This window comes from Grimontia celer, from assembly GCF_900055185.1.
GTDB classification, from domain to species: Bacteria; Pseudomonadota; Gammaproteobacteria; order Enterobacterales; family Vibrionaceae; genus Enterovibrio; species Enterovibrio celer.
This window is the reverse complement of record NZ_FIZX01000005.1, coordinates 156784-177180: the sequence shown is the minus strand read 5'-3', so window position 1 is coordinate 177180 and position 20397 is coordinate 156784. Positions and strand designations below refer to the sequence as shown.

The window sequence follows — 20397 nt, the reverse complement described above, 5'->3', positions numbered from 1 at the left end:
ATGCCACCTTCTTAAAAGTCAGCATCAAGTAACTTTTTTGAAAGTTCTCTCCGCAGGTTCGTTATTTTTTGTTCAGTTCTCTTTATACTACGAGCACTAATGGTTTGAACGACTCGACTGAAAACTTACGGGAAATATCAAGTGAAGTTCATTAAGCGACTGCTTATCCTTGCAATAATTTGCATATTACTTGGAGTGGGTACAATTTTTGGTTTTTACGTTTACGTAAAACCTGAATTACCAGATGTTGCCACACTCAAGGATGTTGAACTGCAAACGCCAATGCAGGTGTACAGCGCAGACGGAAAACTGATTTCCCAGTTTGGTGAAAAACGACGTATTCCAGTCACTTACAATGACATTCCACAAGATCTGATTGACGCCCTGATCGCGACTGAAGACAGCCGCTTTTATGACCATCCGGGCATCGACCCTATCGGCATCACCCGTGCCGCCATTGTCGTGGCCATGTCAGGGAGCGCCAAACAGGGCGCAAGTACCATCACCCAACAACTTGCGCGTAATTTCTTCCTTTCTAACGAAAAGAAGATTATGCGTAAAATCAAAGAGATATTTATCGCGATCCACATCGAGCAATTGCTAACCAAACAGGAAATCATGGAGCTTTACGCCAACAAAATTTTCCTGGGTTACCGCTCGTATGGGTTTGGCGCTGCCGCGCGCGTTTACTTCGGTAAAGACCTTCAAGATTTAACGCTCAGTGAACTGGCCACCCTCGCAGGAATGCCAAAAGCCCCATCCACCATGAACCCGATTTATTCAGTTGAGCGGGCAACTAACCGTCGCAACGTAGTATTGAAGCGTATGCTGGATGAAGGTTATGTCACCCGCTCTGAATACGAGCAAGCCAAGAATGAGCCGATTGTCGCCCGCTACCATGGTGCTGAAATTGAACTCAATGCGCCTTATATGGCTGAAATGGCGCGTGCTTGGGCGGTTGAGCAATATGGCGAAGATGTTTATGAATCAGGCATGAAGGTCTACACCACCCTTGATTCACGTCTGCAAAACGCAGCGGAAAAAGCAGCGATCAACAACCTCCTCTCCTACGATGAACGTCACGGCTATCGCGGTGCAGTAGCTACACTTTGGAAAGATGGCGCTGAGCCATGGGATGCAGAGAAGATTGCCAAGCACCTGAAGCAACAACCCACTTATGGCGAGCTCAACCCGGCTGTTGTTATCAAGGTCGACGGAAAAGCGGCGGAAGTTGAATTGCAAAGTGGTGAGACCGCCACGCTGCCTTGGGATGGTATGAAATGGGCTCGCCGCTACAGAACAGATACCCGCCAGGGCACCGCACCGAAGCAGGCCGCGGATATTCTGGCTGTTGGTGAACAAATTTGGGTACGCAAGGTCGATGATGCATGGCAGCTGAGCCAGGTGCCGGATGCCAATACCGCCATGGTGGCCATGTCTCCGGAAAACGGCGCCATAAAAGCGCTGGTAGGTGGTTTTAACTTCGTTCACAGCAAGTTCAACCGTGCGACTCAGTCAGTTCGTCAGGTAGGTTCTGCCATCAAGCCATTTATCTATTCGGCGGCATTGGATCAGGGGATGACACTGGCAACTTTGATCAACGACGCTCCAATCAATAAATGGGACTCAAGTCAGGGCACGGCATGGCGTCCTAAAAACTCCCCACCTACCTACATTGGCCCAACCCGGGCACGCATTGGTCTGGCAACGTCTAAAAACGTCATGGCCGTCCGCGTACTGCGCAAAGTGGGTTTGGATGAAACTATCGACTTTCTGACCCGCTTTGGCTTCAAGCATGAAGAACTGCCGCGCTCTGAAACCCTGGCTTTGGGTGCTGGCAGCCTGACGCCAATGCAAGTAGCCCAAGGCTTCAGTGTGTTTGCCAACGGCGGTTACTATCTTAAGCCTTACTTCATCAGCAAAGTTGAAGACCCGTTTGGACAGCTGCTTTTCACTGCTCACCCACAAACTATCTGCCGAGAAAACTGCGACAGTAATACGTCTAAACTCAGCTCAGATAACCTGATGGAAGAGGAAAACCTCCTCGATGAAACCGCAGCCATGGAAAACGAGCCAGAGTTCGCACCACAGGTCATCAGTGAGCAAAATGCCTTCCTGACCCGCGAAATGATGGAAGCGAATATCTGGGGCGGCGGCGACTGGCGTCAGGGTACTGGCTGGAACGGTACAGGCTGGCGCGCGCAGAAACCACTGAACCGACGCGATATCGGCGGTAAGACGGGTACTACCAACGATTCTAAAGATGCGTGGTACAGCGGCTTCGCACCCGGGCTTGTCGCAACGGTATGGGTTGGGTTTGATGATCACTCACGTGAACTCGGCAGAACCTCCCGCAACGCTAACCTGGATAACTCCCAGATCTCCGGTGCGGAAGCGGGGGCAAAAACTGCGCAACCTGCTTGGATCGACTTTATGGTTGATGCATTGGTCGACGTACCAGCGCAGCGCAAAGTGGTGCCATCTGACATCGTAAAAGTGCGTATTGACCGCGACACTGGCCTACTGACCCGCAAGAATGACGCAAGCTCAATGTTCGAGTTCTTTGAGAAGGGCACCGAGCCAACTGACTATGTATCCTCCGCCGCCAGTAGCGGAAATATCTACGAGTCTGAAGGTGAAGAGCTTTTTTAAGTTCTAAAGAAATAACAAAGGCGCCCATCGGGCGCCTTTGTTATTTCTGTCGTTTTATTTAGCCAATCGCGTTACAGGTTCCTTTCATCGCTGCTGAAATCACTGACGCCAGCTTTTCATAGCGAGCGCGAAGCGGCGATCCCGGGCGATAATCCAGCGTGATCAAGCGCTGTGGCTCTGGGTCGATGGCTTTCACATACACCACCCCATCTCGGTGCATGCTCTTGGGTACTGACAGTTTCGGCAACAAAGTGATACCCGTCTCAGCGGCCACCATGTTTCGAAGCGTCTCCAGACTGGTCGCACGGAAACGCGAATCTTCCTTCGCACCTGCCGCAAAACAAAAGCCCATCGCCTGATCGCGAAGACAATGGCCATCTGCCAGCATCAACAGTGTTTCGCCGCGCAGGTCGTCCATCGGCACGGTTTCTGCCTTTGACCACTTATGCCCTTCCGGCAAAGCCAGCAGCATAGGCTCCAGATAAAGCGGGATCTCTTTAAAATGTTCAGTCTCTTTTACCGAGGCCAAGATAATGCAGTCCAGTTTTCCTTCTTCCAACTGCTGCACGAGCTGATGGGTTTGTGCTTCATGCAGGAAGAGCTCAAGTTCAGGAAACGCTTCTTTTACCGCTGGCACTATGTGAGGCAGCAGATATGGCCCCACGGTGGGAATAAAGCCCACATGCAGTGGCCCTGACATTTCCTCACCTTGCTGGCTTGCCATTTCTTCCAGCACCTTCACTTCCATCAGGATCTTTTGAGCCTGACGGACAAGCTGCATGCCCGCATCGGTAAACAACACTTTCCGGCTGGTGCGCTCCAGTAGCACCACACCCAATTCATCTTCCAACTTGCGGATTTGGCCGCTTAACGTTGGCTGGCTGACGAAACAGGCTTCCGCTGCCTTTCGGAAGTGCTGGTGCTCAGACAAAGCTACCAGGTATTCGAGATCGCGAATATTCACACCAAACCTCTTTGATAGATTTTACTTATTAAAATGATAAACCCAATCAATTAGAACTATCCACCCCTTTCACCCTAATATACACACATCAACCGGGAACACCGGATTAAAGAACTGAAAAACAAAATCTATTTAAGGGGTATTACCATGGAATTTATTAACAAAGAAGGTCAGAAAGTACCAAGCGTTACATTCCCAACTCGCAAGGGTGATGAGTGGGTTAACGTGACCACTGACGAGCTGTTTGCCGGTAAAACGGTTGTTGTATTCAGCCTGCCAGGTGCTTTCACTCCGACGTGTTCTTCAACGCACCTGCCTCGCTACAACGAGCTGTACTCAGTGTTCCAAGAGCACGGTGTTGATGACATTCTTTGTGTGTCTGTAAACGATACGTTCGTGATGAACGCTTGGAAAGCAGACCAGGAAGCAGAAAACATCACTTTCATCCCAGACGGCAACGCAGAGTTCACCCGTGGCATGGGTATGGCAGTAGCTAAAGACGATTTGGGCTTTGGTGAGCGTTCATGGCGCTACAGCATGCTGGTTAAAGACGGCGTGGTAGAGAAGATGTTTATCGAACCAAACGAGCCGGGCGACCCGTTCAAGGTTTCAGATGCAGACACTATGCTTGGCCACATTGCACCAAACCATAAACTGCAAGAATCAATTACGGTATTCAGCAAACCAGGTTGTCCTTTCTGTGCGAAAGCGAAACAACTGCTGATTGATAACAAGCTACAGTTTGAAGAGATTGTGCTGGGTCAGGATGCTACCACTGTGAGCCTGCGTGCAGTAAGCGGCCGCGCTACAGTGCCACAAGTATTCATTGGCGGTAAGCACATCGGTGGCAGCGACGAGCTGGAAGCATACTTCGCATAACACCGAACAGGGCAGCTTAGGCTGCCCTACTTAATCCTGAAGCTTGTAACCGGATTTACCTGGAGAATAATAATGAAAACCTTGAATGTAGATGTCGCCGTCATTGGTGGAGGTACCGCAGGTCTGGGTGCTTACCGCTCAGCCAAAGCACACACCGACAATGTTGTGATCATCGAAGGCGGTCCTTACGGCACGACCTGTGCGCGCGTTGGCTGTATGCCATCGAAACTTCTGATTGCCGCTGCTGAAGCCGTTCACCACATCGAAAAAGCGCCGGGTTTTGGCGTACATCCTCAAGGTGAAATTAAAATCAATGGCCGCGAGGTGATGGATCGTGTGAAACGCGAACGTGACCGATTCGTTGGCTTTGTTCTCGAAGGTGTTGATGAAATCCCGGCAGAAGACAAAATCGCCGGTTACGCCAAGTTTATTGACGATAACACTCTCATCGTAGACGACCACACCCGCATTGAAGCAAAACGCATTGTCATTGCGACGGGCTCACGGCCAACCTGGCCGGCCCCTTGGAATGATTTGGGTGACCGTCTGATTGTGAACGATGACGTATTCGATTGGGATGATTTACCAGGTTCTGTCGCTGTATTTGGTCCGGGTGTTATCGGTCTTGAGCTTGGCCAGTCACTGCATCGCCTTGGCGTGAAAGTGAAAGTCTTCGGTGTTGGCGGTCAGGTAGGTCCTTTAACTGACCCAACGGTAATGGCTTACGCAGATAAAGCCTTCAATGAAGAGTTCTATCTGGATGCTGACGCAAAAGTCGAAGAAATGGTGCGCGAAGGCGAGAAAGTCCATATCCGTTACCTCGACAAACAAGGTCAGGAGCAGCGTATGGAAGTGGACTATGTGCTGGCAGCCACCGGCCGTCGTCCTAACGTCGACAAGCTGGACATTGAAAACACAGGCATGGAATTGGACGCACGCGGTGTACCAACGGCTGACCCGTACACCATGCAAACCAGCGTCGCGTCGATTTTCATATCAGGAGATGCGAGCAACCAGATCCCATTGCTTCACGAAGCAGCTGATCAAGGTCGAATCGCCGGTGACAACGCAGGTCGATTCCCAGATATCCGTGCAGGTCTGCGCCGAAGCAAAATCTCTGCTGTGTTCTCTGACCCACAAATCGCCATGGTGGGTGAAACCTACAAAGAAATCACCGCACGTCTTGGCACCTGTGGCTGTTTCGAAACCGGTGTAGTGTCGTTTGAAGGTCAAGGCCGCTCTCGCGTCATGCTGCGAAACAAAGGTGTGCTGCACGTTTACGGTGAGCAGGGTACCGGCCGCTTCCTTGGCGCAGAGATGATGGGTCCAAACGCAGAACATCTTGCGCACCTGCTGGCTTGGGCACACCAGAATCAAATGACCATTTCGCAAATGCTGGATATGCCTTTCTATCACCCGGTGATTGAAGAAGGTGTGCGTACTGCACTGCGTGACCTGAACGCCAAACTGCACTTAGGTCCTGAAATGATCAAACACTGTCTGGATTGCGGTCCAGGCTGTTAAAAAAGATTCCAATAACACGTTAATCCCCTTACTTGCACACCGGACTCTCCCCAAGATTCGGTTTATGATTTGCCCTCCTTTACGGAGGGCTTTTTTCTTTGTAGGCTGCAACGAGTTGATATTTTAAGGCTTACTATTCATGAGCTGCCGCTTCTGCAAAGACGCTTCTCTCACCATCCGAGCCAAACTCGGACGCTGCAAACGCTGCATGTTTCAACTTGCTGTGATGAATATGGTGCTTTGGCCGATATGGTTTATCGGGTTTAGTGACACACCGAAATCGATAGAGTCCATCACCCTGCTCTTTGGTGCAGGTGCCAGTGCAATTTTGCTCTCCCTTCATCTCATTCTGATGCCGTTTCGGATGAATGCGCCCGAGCCCAAAAAATAGCGACTATAAAACACAAAAAACCGGCCTAAGCCGGTTTTTATTCATTGGATGCTTGTTTAAGCGACGTTGGCTTTAGCAATCAATCTGTCCTGATCAAAGGTAAACTCCAGTGCCACTTCATCACACGCATGAAGGCGTGGACAGCGGTCGCAATCTTTCATCACCTTCTCAGGCAGCAAAGATTTAGACGTTGGAATAAAGCCCTGACGCATAAAGAACTCTGGTACACGGGTCAGCACAAACACTTTCTTGATGGCCATGCCACTCGCTTTTTTCAGCAGGTGTTGAACAATCGCGCTGCCCTGCCCTTGATTCTGCCAGCCTGCTTCCACGCCCAAAGAGCGCACTTCCGCAAGACCCGAGTCATAAACATAAAGCGATGCACAACCTGTCACTTCACCCTGATGCTCCGCAACCGCAAACGAACCAATATCACGAACCAGTTCATTACGTTCACGCGGCAGGTTTTCACCCAGTCCCGCCCAGTAAACCACCATGCCTTCAATCGCATCAAGGTCAGTAAGACGCGCACCACGCACTTTCACGCTTGGCGAGTAACGTTTTTCCAAACGCTTCTCTGCCTGACTAATGGCGTATTCCACCTGATTCGGCGCCACACCACCCAGCGCACAGCGCTTCTCAAGACACGATTCGATGGTGAGGATAGGATAAACATCCTCGTCAATCACTGGCGAGAACTGCTTCATGTCCTCAAGAGAAAGCTCTTCCAGTGCACAACCTTTTTCAATGGCGGCGACCACTGCGACACCTACGATATGGTGCGCTTCACGGAAAGGAATGCCCTTGGCAACCAGGTAATCTGCAAGCTCAGTCGCGTTGGAGTAACCTTGCATCGCCGCTTCCAGCGTACGGTCTTTGTTGATTTTGATGCCATCAAAACAAAGCGCCGCCATTTCGATACAGTCAAACCAGGTGTCGAGCGCGTCGAATAGCCCTTCTTTGTCTTCCTGCATGTCTTTGTTGTAGGCAAGCGGCAGTGCTTTCACTGTCATCATCATCGCAGACATAGCGCCATAAACGCGGCCCGTCTTACCACGGATAAGCTCAAGCGCATCTGGATTTTTCTTTTGTGGCATCAGGGATGAGCCTGATGTCACAGCGTCTGCGAGCTCGACAAAGTTGGACTCGCCAGAGTTGTAGAAAATCAGATCTTCGGCCATGCGCGACAGGTGCAGCATAGACACCGATGCCACAGACATCAGCTCCATCACATGGTCACGGTCAGAAACCGAGTCCAGACTGTTGCGGGTTGCACGGCGGAAACCCAAGCTGTGAGCAAGTGCTTCACGGTCAATCGGATATGCGGTACCTGCAAGAGCACCAGAACCCAATGGGCAGGTGTCCAAGCGGTTCAGTGCATCGCTCAAGCGCGAGTAATCACGCTCGAACATTTCAACGTAAGCCAGACACCAGTGTGCAAATGTCACTGGCTGGGCACGTTGAAGGTGGGTATAGCCCGGCAGAACCGTGTTCTGGTTTTCTGCCGCGACCTTTACCATCTGGTTTTGCAGTTTATCGAGTGCAAGGAGAAGCTGTTGACCTTGCTGACGACACCAAAGCTTAAGGTCAGTGGCGACCTGATCGTTACGCGAACGACCGGTGTGCAGCTTTTTACCCAAATCGCCCACTTTGGCTATCAGTTGCTGCTCGACCCAGCTGTGAATGTCTTCAGCGTCAGAGCGCAGGATCTGCTCTGGATCTTCCATCACAGCCAGCTTGATTTCATTCAGTGCAAGCTCGAGGCGTTGCTGCTCAATCTCAGACAATACGCCCACTGAGCGCAGTGCCTTTGACCAGGCAATTGAACCTACGATGTCCTGCTCCGCGAGGCGATAGTCAAAACGCAACGAATCGTTAAACTGCTTGAACCGCGTGTCTGCTGCCTGACTAAACCTTCCGCCCCATAACGCCATACTTACTTCTCCTTAAAACTCTATTGCTTCCAGCTGCTGTTTATTTTTGTTTTTTCTCGTTCAGCGCACGAATACGGCTCGACAGCGAGTAGAGACGGATAAAACCACCAGCATGGCTGTGATCGTATACGTCATCTTCACCGAAAGTCGCGAATTCTTCGGAGTACAGGCTGTTGAGCGAGCGCTTCTGCACTACTGTAGCCTGTCCTTTGTACAGTTTCACTACTACTTCACCACTTACTGGCTCAGCCAGTGATTCTGCTGCAGCCAGAAGTGACTTACACAGCGGCGTGAACCAACGGCCATCATAGATAAGGTGAGACGCTTTCAGGCCAATCTCTTCACGGTATTCGTAGCAATCTTTGTCCAGAACCAGCTGCTCAACACCACGCAGGGCTTCCATCATGATGGTGCCGCCCGGAGTTTCATAACAGCCACGGGACTTCATGCCGACCAGACGGTTTTCAACGATATCGATACGGCCTACACCATGACGCGCGCCTTTCTCGTTCAGCGTGGTCAGCACTTGGTATGGGCTCAAACGCTCACCGTCAACAGCTACTACTTCGCCTTTCTCAATCAACAGAGAAACGGTTTCAGACTGGTCAGGTGCCTGCTCTGGATCCACAGTCCATACCCAGCAAAGCTCGTTTGGCTGGTTCCAGGTATCTTCCAGTACACCGCCTTCGGTAGAGATGTGCCATGCGTTTGCATCACGGCTGTAGATTTTCTCAAGGCTTGCAGTACAAGGAATGTTGCGTTCTGCCAGGTAATCCAGCAGGGCTTCACGAGAACGAAGGTCCCACTCACGCCAAGGTGCAATCACTTTCAGTTGTGGTGCCAGCGCAGCAAACGCGCTTTCGAAACGCACCTGGTCATTACCTTTACCGGTACAGCCGTGACACAGTGCATCTGCGCCGACTTCCAGCGCACATTCCACTTGTGCTTTTGCGATGATTGGACGTGCCATTGACGTACCCAGCAGGTATTTACCTTCGTAAACTGCACCGGTTTTCAGGCTTGGGTAGATGTAATCTGCGACCATCTCTTCTTTCAGATCAGCGATGTAACACGCTGACGCGCCAGAAGCGATCGCTTTTTCTTCAATACCAACCAGCTCTTCTTCGCCCTGGCCCACATCCGCAACAAATGCCACGACTTCACAGTCATAGTTCTCTTTCAGCCAAGGAATGATCGCAGACGTATCCAGACCGCCAGAGTATGCTAGTACTACCTTTTTGATATCGCTCATTTAAATTCTCCATGTTCACCGCTCTGACGGTCAGTACAGGCGGTAATGACTAATAAATTCTGTGTTGTTTAAACGGTGAAACGGGTGCCGATATTGCTGCCGCCGAACATCTCAGCGAGCTTCTCGGGGTAACGCCAGCTCGCGACCTGAATAGGACGCCCCAACGCGTTTGCCGCTTCAAACGCCGCTTTCACTTTGACGATCATGCCGTCGGTGATCACGCCGCTTTCAATTAATTCATCTGCTAACTTCTCATCAAGCGTTGGCATGAGTTTTCCCTTGCCATTGAGTACGCCACTCACGTCTGACAACAGAACCAGTTCAGCATCCAATGCAGCTGCTACTGCCACTGCCGCCTGATCCGCATTAACATTCATCAGTTCACCTTCAGCATCAATACCGATAGAGCTGATGATTGGAACTGCACCTGCTGACAAAATCGCTTGTACGACGGACGAATCGCCCGGTGTTGCCTTACCCACATTGCCAAGCTCAGGGTCAAGTTGGGTCACTTTACATAAACCGCCGTCAGCCAGACTCAGACCAACTGCGTTAATGCCACATTTGATTGCCTCGCCCTGCAGCAGTTTGTTGGCCGTACCCGCCAGTGCACCCGCGACCACATTGATCTGATCTTTTGGAGTGACTCGCAAACCCTGCTTTTTCTCCACTTTCAGGTTCAGCGCTTTCATCAAGTCATCAACCAGGTAGCCCCCACCGTGAACAATCACCAATTGGCGATGCGCAGAAGCCTGATACTGACTGATTGACGCGAATAATTTATCCAGAGTCTCTGTGCAAGACAGCGCTGCACCACCCAGTTTGACTACCAAAGGACGTAAACTCATTGCCACTCTCCTACACAATCGCCGTGAGCGGCGAGAATCCAAAGCGAATGTTTATGCACTGCACCGCCTGACTGGCAGCACCTTTCAGCAAGTTATCGATTGCTGACGTCAGAATCACGTGTTGACCTTTCACAGACCAGCCAATATCGCAAAATCCGGTGTTTTGAACCGATTGCAGCTTCGCACTTTGGCCCGCGCCCAAAGGACGAACCAAAGTTTTGTTTTCGTAAGCTTTTTCCAGTGCTTCTGTTACCTGCAATTCACAGACGCCTTCTGCCAGTTTGGCAGTGATGGTCGCGAGAATGCCGCGCTTAAAGTTGCCAAGATGAGGTGTGAAAATCACATCACAACCCAAGTGAGTAGAAATTTCCGGTTGGTGACGGTGGGTGAATACACCGTAAGCATGAAGGCTAACTTCGCAGAAACTGTTAGTCATAGACGCTTTGCGACCCGCACCAGACACACCGCTTACCGCATTGATCACCGGCCATTGTTGGGTGTCGATAAGTCCAGCATCCAGCAGTGGCTTCAACGCCAACTGTGAAGCCGTTGGGTAACAACCAGGCACTGCAACCAAGTCGGCTTTTGCAATATCTGCCTCGTTCCACTCTGCCAGTCCATAAACCGCTTTTTCCAGCCACTCGCCGTATTGGTGCTCGAAGCCGTAGTAGTCGGTATAGAAGCTGTCAGATTGAACGCGGAAAGCGCCGGATAAATCAAAGACCTTACAGCCTTCGGCTAAGAAGGTTGGTGCGATGTTGTGGCTAACTTCATGAGCCGTTGCCAGCAACACCACATCCGCAGATTTTGCGACAGCACTGACATCTTTAAGAGGCTGAAGTGGAAGGTCAATCAGACCTTTCAGTGCGCCGTGCAAATCACCGATAGGTTTATTCGCATCCACACTGTTTTCAGAGACATACAATCCTGAAAGCTCAAGCTCAGGATGGAGAAATACCATTTTGGTCAGCTCGGCACCTGTGTATCCACTTGCACCGACAATCACTGTCTTTAACATGAAAAGTCCGTTTATTTCTTTGGGTAGAATGATGAAACATTCAGCTCGCTCAGCTGCAGGAGGGGCAGATACGCCCAACGCTTTTAACGTCGGCGTCGTCGCTGGAGAAGGGAGTTTGAGAACTTATCCATATTCGTATCGTACCTTTTCGCTGCTTCCATGAGCTTTTTTTGGCGAATTATAATTGTTTATTCATTTTAAATGAATTTATATGTGCTTTTTAGCGTGATAAATGACTAATGTCAACAGTCTGTTTAAAATAAAGTCACCCACCTGCGACAGGCTAGCGTTTTTGCCTAAACCCAGTGCTTTAAATGTAATTTTGTTACAACTTCCGCAATGCCTTATTGCTCAAGGGATAGACAAAAAAATGCGGTGAAATAATACGGTGGGTGATTGACCTTTATGCCACTCATTGGCTAGATTGAGCCATTACGATTGCAATTTGGATGTAACAAAGTTACGAAACGGACGCACTATGAATGACAAGTATGACGCTCTAAAGAGCAATGTCAGCATGCTCGGTCACCTTCTGGGCAACACCATTAAAGGTGCCCACGGTGAAGAGTTGCTGGCCAAGGTAGAAGAGATCCGTCAGCTCTCTAAATCCGCCTCTGCGGGTAATAAAGACGATCACGCCAAGCTGATCGATGTGCTGCAAAGCCTGCCGAATGACCAACTACTTCCTGTAGCGCGCGCATTCAGCCAGTTCCTCAACCTCACCAATATCGCTGAACAGTACCATTCTGTTTCTCGCCACTGTGAAGAGCAGGTATGTAACCCTGACTCACTGGACGATCTGTTTATGCGACTGCAAAACGCAGATGTGTCTGACGGTGAGCGTGATAAAGCCGTTGATGACCTGAAGATCGAACTGGTGCTGACAGCACACCCGACGGAAATCGCGCGTCGTACTACCATTCATAAGCTGGTTCAAATCAACAAATGTTTGTCCAAACTTGAACTTGGCGACCTCTCTTCCAGCGAGCGTGATAAAGCAGAACTTCGCCTTGAACAACTGATCTCCCAGGCATGGCACTCTGACGTTATCCGTAAGCAACGCCCAACCCCGCTTGATGAAGCCAAATGGGGTTATGCGGTGATTGAAAATAGTCTGTGGCAAGCTGTACCGGAATTCCTGCGTCAGTTTGACCAGAAGATGAAGCGTCACCTTGGCCGTGGTCTGACCGTTGAAGCTTCGCCCATCCAGATCTCAAGCTGGATGGGTGGTGACCGCGACGGTAACCCGTTCGTGACATCAGAAGTCACCCGTGAAGTACTGCTGCTGTCCCGTTGGAAAGCCGCTGATCTTTATTTGGGCGATATTCAGGAGCTCATCAGCGAACTGTCGATGACACGCTGCAACGACGTGGTTCGCGCCATGGCTGGTGACGAGCACGAACCTTACCGAGCAATCCTGAAATCGCTGCGCAAGACACTGACCAACACCCTGGATTACCTGGATGCACAAATCCATGGCCGTCGTAGCGATGAAAAAGACATCCTCACCAACGTTGACCAGCTGTGGACACCGCTGCACGCGTGTTACCAGTCACTGCATGAATGTGGCATGGGCATTATTGCTGATGGTCTGCTGCTTGATACGCTGCGCCGTATCCGCACCTTCGGTGTTAACCTCATTAAGCTGGATATCCGCCAGGAAAGCACCCGCCATGCGAATGTGCTGTCTGAAGTGACCCGCACATTGGGCATGGGCGACTATAGCCAGTGGAGCGAGCAGGACAAACAAGCGTTCCTTATTCGTGAGCTGAGCTCTAAGCGTCCTTTGCTGCCACGTGACTGGGAGCCTTCTGATGAAGTACAGGAAGTGCTGGATACCTGCCGTATCGTAGCGCAGCAGCCTCGTGAAGCTCTGGGTGCCTACGTCATCTCTATGGCACGCACAGCGTCTGATGTGCTGGCGGTTCATCTTCTTCTGAAAGAAGCTGGCTGTCCGTTTCGTATGGACGTATGTCCGCTGTTTGAAACCCTGGAAGACCTCAACAATGCCAAGTCTGTGATCAGCCAACTGCTGAGCATCGACTGGTACCGCGGCTTTATCCAAAATTTCCAGATGGTCATGATTGGCTACTCGGACTCCGCCAAAGACGCAGGTGTGATGGCGGCAGGTTGGGCCCAATATAAAGCTATGGAGCAACTGGTTGAGCTGTGTGAAGACGCCGGTGTCGATCTGGTGCTGTTCCACGGCCGTGGTGGTTCTATTGGTCGCGGTGGTGCGCCTGCGCACGCTGCACTGCTGTCCCAGCCTCCTCGTAGTCTGAAAGGTGGCCTTCGCGTGACTGAGCAGGGCGAGATGATTCGCTTCAAGCTGGGTCTGCCGGACGTTGCCATTCAGAGCCTGAATCTTTACGCCAGCGCAATTCTGGAAGCGAACCTGTTGCCACCACCAGCACCTAAGCAGGAATGGCGCGACTTGATGGAAACCTTAAGCGAAGTTTCCTGTGAAGCTTACCGTGGCGTCGTTCGTGGTCACGAAGACTTCGTTCCTTATTTCCGAGCGACAACACCAGAGTTGGAACTGGGTAAACTGCCATTGGGTTCCCGTCCATCTAAACGTAACCCGAATGGCGGCGTAGAAAGCCTTCGCGCTATCCCATGGATTTTCGCATGGAGTCAGAACCGTTTGTTGCTGCCAGCTTGGCTGGGTGCTGGTCAGGCGATTCAGTTCTCTATCGATAACGGTCACCTCAAGTTCCTTGAGGAGATGTGTCGCGAGTGGCCATTCTTCTCAACCCGTCTGGGTATGCTGGAGATGGTATTCACCAAGACCAGCCCATCCATTTCTCAATACTATGATGAGAAACTGGTGGATGAATCTCTTTGGAGACTGGGTGACGAACTGCGCGATCGTTTAGCGCAAGACATCAAAGCGGTACTAATGGTTGAGAACAGCGACCACTTGATGGAACAGAACCCTTGGGGTGCCGAATCTATCCGTCTGCGTAACATCTATGTTGAACCGCTGAATATGCTTCAGGCTGAGCTTCTGTGCCGTACACGTGCTACAGAAGAGGAAAATACTGAATTGGATGAAGCGTTGATGGTGACCATCGCAGGTATTGCTGCTGGCATGCGAAATACCGGATAAATGAGAAACTGATTCAAAATTAAGAAAGGCTGCCATGTTGCAGCCTTTTTTATTTTTCGAGAGTCTTTTTCGATTGTTGTTGCATTGATAATGTTATTAATATGTTTTCTTGCCTGTTCGTGACGTTATCGTGACAAAGGTATAGGCAAAACACCGAAGTATAAATAACCGTTTAAGTGTCTTCATACTGCGCTTTTCGCACCGCGTTTTTTCGGTGCATTGTTGGCAAGAGGCAAAGTATGTTCGGCAACGAAAAACGTGTCGATCCGCCCAGTGTTGTGGAAAAAATAAATTCGCCAAAGAGCGGCATCCCAGGGCTAAGGATCGCCTTTTAAGATTTTGGATAGAAGAGATGTCACTACCGCATGTAATACTCACGGTGCTTAGCCATCGTGATGCAACTGGTTACGATATAACCAAAGAGTTTTCAAATGCTATCGGGCACTTCTGGAAAGCCAGCCACCAACAAGTCTATCGCGAACTCAATAAACTGGCCGATATGGGCGCAGTGAGTTGTCGTTTAGAACCACAGGATGGCAAACCGGACAGAAAGGTCTACTCCATCACGGACATTGGCAGGCAGAGCCTCTATGAGTGGTTCTTAATGCCGGCAAAACATCCCACTGACCGCGATGAAGTTTCTGCAAAACTGCTAACGTGCAGCATATTCGACCCCACCCCAATGATCGAACATATGCACGCACTGATGGACGAAAGCCGCTTGCAGTTAAGTCAATACCGAGACATGGAGCGCAGCAACTACGCTGACACCGCCCTGCTGACTCGTGAAGGCCGTCTGGAGCGACTGACACTGCGCCGCAACATTCTTCGCAAAGAAGCATGGCTGACGTGGGCAGAGGAAGTCCTGTTTGAACTCAACGCCATGGAAAACATGTCGATGGGCAAGAAAGTCGTTGCTCAGTAAGGACTTTCCAGAAAGCAAAAACCGTCGCATTGCGACGGTTTTTTTGTTTCTGGTTAGCTGAAATGTCGTTTATGCCGTAGGACGTACACCCAAAGTGTGGCAAAGCGCGTAGGTCAGCTCTGCACGGTTCAAGGTATAGAAATGGAAATCCTTCACACCTTCGCGGCTTAATACGCGCACCATGTCGATAGCGTTGCTCGCACCAACCATCTGACGGGTCACCGCATCGTCTTCCAAACCTTCATATTGCTTATACATCCAAGCAGGGATGCGCACGTTAGTCATGTTGGCAAACTTCGAAGCCTGCTTGAAGTTAGATACAGGCAAGATGCCCGGGATGATTTCAACATCAATACCTGCCGCGGCGCAGCGGTCACGAAAACGCAGGTAGCTTTCTACATCAAAGAAGAATTGGGTGATTGCACGGTTTGCGCCCGCATCAACCTTACGCTTAAGGTTTATCAAATCTGCTTGCGCACTTTTCGCTTCAGGGTGAACTTCCGGGTAAGCTGCGACAGAAATGTCAAAGTCCGCTTCGCCTTTCAAAAGCTCTACCAAATCTGCAGCGTACATATCCGGCTTCTGACTTTTTTCTGGCAGGTCACCACGCAGGGCCACGATGTGACGAATACCGCTATTCCAGTAGTCACGTGCGATTTCACGCAGTTCATCGCGACTCGCGTCGATACAGGTCAGGTGAGGAGCAGCTTCAATACCGGTTTCTTGCTTGATGCTTTTCACGATGCCATGGGTACGGTCACGCTCACCGGAGTTCGCACCGTAAGTCACGGAAACAAACTTAGGCTTTAGGGTTTTCAGGCGTTGTACCGAAGCCCAAAGCGTTTGCTCCATGGCTTCAGAACTGGGCGGGAAGAATTCAAACGAAACGTTGATATCGCCGTTCAAATCAGAAAGGTTTTGATTAAGTGCGTCCAAATGACTGGCGTGTGAATATCCCATAACGTCTCCCTACTTCGGTAACATCCTACCGAAAAATCCTTTAAAGCCGACATCCATATAGACGTCTATATGTCTAGATATTGAATTGCGCGCATTTTAAAGTCAACTTACTTAACTTGAATTTTATTCATGATGATCATGTAAGTCTTTCACGCAAAATATCTCAGAGCTCACGTAAACCTTGAGTCACACTGCACAGAGTACAAAAAAGCGGAGCATAGGCTCCGCTTTTTCTATTCGTATCTCGACTATTTCAACAAAGATGCGATGCGATTCAAGTCAGAGAGTAAAGCGCCTGCGGTCACATCACGACCCGCGCCCGGCCCGCGAATAACCAATGGGTTTTCACGATACCACTGACTCTCGATAGCAAAGATGTTGTCGCAAGGCAGCAGGTTGGCAAGAGGGTGCTCTTCAGGCAGCACTTCAATCCCAACACGCGCTTTTCCATCGCGAGAAAGTCTTGCTACATAACGAAGGACGCCCTGTTCTCTTTTCGCCTGCTCAAGCCAATCTTCAAGCGCTTCATCCAGCTGACTGCTGTTATCCAGAAAGGCATCCAACGACAGTGCAGCAAGCGCATCAGGCACTAATGATTGAACCTGTACCTGCTCCGGCTCGATATCCAGGCCAGACTCACGCGCCAGAATCACCAGCTTACGCATGACATCTGAGCCGCTGAGATCTTCACGTGGGTCAGGTTCGGTCAGACCTTGTTGCCACGCCTGTTCCAAAAGCTCACTGAATTTGATATCGCCGTTGAACTGCTGGAACAGCCAAGACAAGGTTCCAGAGAAGATGCCTGAAATCGCAATAATATGATCGCCGCTTTCACGCAAATCACGCACCGCATGGTTCACGGGAAGGCCTGCACCGACTGTCGCGTTGTACAGCCAGAAACGACCTGTCTTCGCAAACGCATCCTGAACCTGATGGTATAACTCGCCACTCGCAGAGCCTGCTACCTTGTTCGCAGAAATCAGGTGATAACCATGTTCAGCCAGTTCCGGATATTGCATCGACAGCGGTGCACTTGCGGTCACGTCCAGCACGACAATGTCATCGTAAGGGTGATTGAGCAATGCAGTCAGCCAATCGCTCCCTTCATAGGGTTTGGCAACTTCATCAAAACGGGTCATGACACTATCTGCATCAATACCATCGAAATCGACCCATTGGTTATCACTGTCTTGCACCGAGATAAGCTCAAAGCTCATGCCATGGCGTTTTTCGAGTGCCGCTTTTTGCTCCGCAAACAGATTCAGCCAACGACTACCGATATTGCCTTTACCCAGCAACACCAAGCCAATACGACGCTGCGCTTGAAAAAGTGCGCGGTGAATATCTGACACCAACGCCGATGTGTTCGCTTTACGCAAAATCGCCGCGATGCTGAGGCCACTGCCAGACTCACAGATAAACTCTATCGGTTGGCTGCGAAGCTGTTGGTAAAAACCGTGACAATGAACAGGGTTTGCCGTTACACCCGCGCCCACCGCAGCGACCATGCTGTAGCCTTCACGGAGACGGATATCAGCGGGAATGCCGGCGTTTTGCAACTGCTCCAATACGCTGTTGACCACTTCGCCTGTATAAGCGAGCTGGATACGGTGTTGGTCAGCACTGAATGATGACGCCAGCGGCTGGATTTGGTTTCGGGTCAACAGTCGTTCGATATCGCGGCGCGCGGTATCAAAGTCGTGTGAGCGAGGAACATCCAGTTCAAGCAGGCAGACATCACTCAATGAGGTAATAATTTTCGCGCCTCGGCCAGAAGCCAGAACACGTTCAATGCGGGTTGAGCCTGATTCTGGGTCATAGCTACAGCGCAGATTCAGGTCGATACAGCTTTGTGCTACTGGCTGCAGCGTTCGGGTGTGCAGCACAGGTGCTGCAAGACGCGCCAGTTCAGCCGCTTCATCAAGGCGCAGCAGCGGCAGCAAACAGGCGTCACCAACAATGCGTGGGTCTGCACTGTATACACCAGCGACGTCACTCCAAATGGTCACACGGCTGACATCGGCTAAGGCACCAATGATGGTTGCTGAGTAATCGGAGCCATTGCGCCCCAGCAGCACGGTTTCACCTTCAGTGTTACGTGCCATGAATCCGGTGATAACAACGCGGCGTTTGGTATGTTGAACCAGTTGTTCTTTCAGAAGGGGCCACGAGCTTGCGCGATCCACTTCTGGCTGTGCGCCACGTTCAGCTCGTAGGAAAGAGCGGGAGTCGAGCATCACGGCAGGTAATTCAAGCTGTGTCAGCAGTGCAGACAACAAACGCGCTGACCAGACTTCACCAAAGCCTTGCGCCCAGGCGCGTTGAGCTCCAGTCAGTGGGTTTTCCGCCGCCTGCGCCAAGACGCTGAAGTCTTCATACAATGCATCCACCAGCGATTGCTTTTGCTCGCCTTCAATCAGGTTCTCAATCAAATCCTGCTGATATTTACGCAAGCTTTGCAGTGCTTCATGGGCCAACCGACCGTCTTTGCCAAGCAGATCCAGCCATTCAATCAGACGGTTCGTGGTTTTGCCCGCAGCAGACACCACGATAATGTCCGTTTCACCACTGTATTGCGCAAGAATACGCGTGACTCTGCGAAAACAATCAGGGTCGGCTAGGCTGCTGCCCCCGAACTTATGTAACTGACGGGACTGCGACTGCTGAGGAGATACGACTTCAACCGCGCTCATTACTGGCTCTCTCTTACTTTATCGAATGCTTGCTTCAGGTCGGCGACCAGATCGGCTTTGTCTTCCAAACCGATAGACAAGCGAAGCAGTGTGGCCGCCAAGCCTGCTTCCGCCTGCGCTTCGTCCGACATGGCACGGTGCGTCATTGAGCCGGGATGTGTCACCAGACTCTCCACGCCACCCAATGATTCGGCCAAAGTGAACAGCTTAAGGGAGGATAGGAAAAGTTTCAGCTCACTTTCACCGCCTTTAAGCTCAAAGCTCAACATTCCGCCAAAACCTGATTGTTGTTTCTTCGCAATCTCATGGCCCGGGTGCGTTGGCAGAGCCGGATGGTAGATAGTGCTCACCAGAGATTCCTGTTTGAGGTATTCCAGTACTTCTGCACTGTTTTCCTCATGCTGACGCATTCTTGCGTTCAGAGTGCGAAGACCACGCAGCGTCATGTAGCTATCGAATGCGTTACCGGTAGCCCCAATGCAGTTACCCCACCATTTCAGCTCTTCATAAAGCTCAGCTTCTTTCGCCACCACAACACCGCCGACGGTGTCTGAATGGCCATTAATAAATTTGGTGGTTGAATGAACAACAAAATCAGCCCCAAGGTTCAGTGGCTGCTGCAAAGCGGGAGACAGGAAGGTGTTATCGACACCAACCCAAGCGCCGATGGCTTTGGCTTTTTTGCAGATGTCTGCAACATCAACCACGCGCAGCAATGGGTTCGATGGCGTTTCAAGCCAGACCAGCTTAGGATTCTTCGCCAGTGCGGCATCAAGAGCTGCAGAGTCAGTTTGGTCTACAAACTCCACCTTGAAAGCGCCTTTCTTTGCCCGGGAATCAAACAAGCGGTAGGTACCGCCGTAGCAATCGTGCGGTGCGATAATCAGGTCATCCGGTGAAACCAGTGACAGTAGAAGGTTAATTGCTGCCATGCCGCAGTTTGTGACCACAGCACCTGCGCCGTTTTCCAGATCAGCTAACGCTTTTTCCAGTAAAGAACGGGTTGGGTTGCCACCACGGGCATAGTCATAAGTCGGCACTTCGCCAAACTCAGGGAATTCATAATTCGTCGAAAGGTACAGTGGAGGCACAACGGCGTGGTGCTGTGAATCTGTAGTGATACCGGTGCGGACGGCGATGGTTGCGGACTTCTTGTCGCTCATGGCGTGCTTCCCTGTCTTTATATGATCGTATTCAGCGCAATCTTAAATCAAAATGTGATCTGATTGGTATTTGGTCAACCTTAAC

At 50.8% G+C, this 20397-nt stretch carries 14 protein-coding genes; 6 read left to right on the top strand and 8 right to left on the bottom strand.

The genetic code is table 11. The features are described 5' to 3' along the window. Positions 1-141: 141 nt before the first annotated feature. On the top strand, positions 142-2652 hold the full coding sequence (locus tag GCE9029_RS22205; RefSeq protein WP_062667008.1) for a penicillin-binding protein 1A: 2511 nt from the start codon (positions 142-144) through the stop codon (positions 2650-2652). Positions 2653-2710: 58 nt separating this feature from the next. Here the strand turns inward: GCE9029_RS22205 and oxyR are convergent, their stop codons facing one another. Further along, positions 2711-3616, bottom strand: coding sequence for a DNA-binding transcriptional regulator OxyR (oxyR, locus tag GCE9029_RS22200; protein WP_062667006.1), 906 nt, complete (start codon positions 3614-3616; stop codon positions 2711-2713). A 147-nt stretch (positions 3617-3763) separates the two neighbouring features. Here oxyR and GCE9029_RS22195 point away from each other — a divergent pair, with 147 nt between their 5' ends. The 3 genes from GCE9029_RS22195 to GCE9029_RS22185 all read left to right on the top strand — a co-directional run bounded on the left by GCE9029_RS22195 (position 3764) and on the right by GCE9029_RS22185 (position 6410). Further along, positions 3764-4495 (top strand): glutathione peroxidase, encoded by a 732-nt coding sequence (locus GCE9029_RS22195; protein WP_046307677.1) that lies wholly within the window; start codon positions 3764-3766, stop codon positions 4493-4495. Positions 4496-4567: 72 nt separating this feature from the next. After that, entirely contained in the window at positions 4568-6019 is a 1452-nt protein-coding gene (locus GCE9029_RS22190) for a dihydrolipoyl dehydrogenase (RefSeq protein WP_062667004.1), read from the top strand. A 139-nt stretch (positions 6020-6158) separates the two neighbouring features. Further along, on the top strand, positions 6159-6410 hold the full coding sequence (locus GCE9029_RS22185) for a DUF3624 domain-containing protein (RefSeq protein WP_062667002.1): 252 nt from the start codon (positions 6159-6161) through the stop codon (positions 6408-6410). Between the two features lie 56 nt (positions 6411-6466). Here GCE9029_RS22185 and argH read toward each other — a convergent pair whose 3' ends face one another. The 4 genes from argH to argC form a co-directional block, all read right to left on the bottom strand. Further along, positions 6467-8344, bottom strand: a complete 1878-nt coding sequence (gene argH / locus GCE9029_RS22180; protein WP_062667000.1) for an argininosuccinate lyase — start codon at positions 8342-8344, stop codon at positions 6467-6469. A 40-nt stretch (positions 8345-8384) separates the two neighbouring features. After that, positions 8385-9596: an argininosuccinate synthase gene (locus GCE9029_RS22175; protein ID WP_002535244.1), complete on the bottom strand. Its 1212-nt coding sequence runs from the start codon at positions 9594-9596 to the stop codon at positions 8385-8387. A gap of 68 nt (positions 9597-9664) precedes the next feature. Next, positions 9665-10444 carry an acetylglutamate kinase gene (gene argB, locus GCE9029_RS22170; RefSeq protein WP_046307669.1) on the bottom strand — a complete coding sequence of 260 codons (780 nt, stop codon included), beginning with the start codon at positions 10442-10444 and terminating at the stop codon, positions 9665-9667. Positions 10445-10454: 10 nt separating this feature from the next. Then, positions 10455-11462, bottom strand: coding sequence for an N-acetyl-gamma-glutamyl-phosphate reductase (argC, locus tag GCE9029_RS22165; RefSeq protein WP_062666998.1), 1008 nt, complete (start codon positions 11460-11462; stop codon positions 10455-10457). Positions 11463-11940: 478 nt separating this feature from the next. Between argC and ppc the strand changes: the two genes are divergently transcribed. Continuing rightward, on the top strand, positions 11941-14571 hold the full coding sequence (gene ppc, locus GCE9029_RS22160) for a phosphoenolpyruvate carboxylase (protein WP_062666996.1): 2631 nt from the start codon (positions 11941-11943) through the stop codon (positions 14569-14571). Between the two features lie 352 nt (positions 14572-14923). Then, on the top strand, positions 14924-15496 hold the full coding sequence (locus GCE9029_RS22155) for a PadR family transcriptional regulator (RefSeq protein ID WP_062666994.1): 573 nt from the start codon (positions 14924-14926) through the stop codon (positions 15494-15496). A gap of 69 nt (positions 15497-15565) precedes the next feature. Here the strand turns inward: GCE9029_RS22155 and metF are convergent, their stop codons facing one another. The 3 genes from metF to GCE9029_RS22140 all read right to left on the bottom strand — a co-directional run bounded on the left by metF (position 15566) and on the right by GCE9029_RS22140 (position 20312). Continuing rightward, a complete protein-coding gene (gene metF / locus GCE9029_RS22150) occupies positions 15566-16456 on the bottom strand; it encodes a methylenetetrahydrofolate reductase (protein WP_002535250.1) in 891 nt (296 codons plus the stop codon). Between the two features lie 248 nt (positions 16457-16704). Beyond that, positions 16705-19149 carry a bifunctional aspartate kinase/homoserine dehydrogenase II gene (locus GCE9029_RS22145; RefSeq protein WP_062666992.1) on the bottom strand — a complete coding sequence of 815 codons (2445 nt, stop codon included), beginning with the start codon at positions 19147-19149 and terminating at the stop codon, positions 16705-16707. Next, positions 19149-20312 (bottom strand): O-succinylhomoserine (thiol)-lyase, encoded by a 1164-nt coding sequence (locus GCE9029_RS22140; protein ID WP_062666990.1) that lies wholly within the window; start codon positions 20310-20312, stop codon positions 19149-19151. Before GCE9029_RS22140 ends, GCE9029_RS22145 begins: the two co-directional genes overlap by 1 nt. Positions 20313-20397 lie beyond the last annotated feature (85 nt).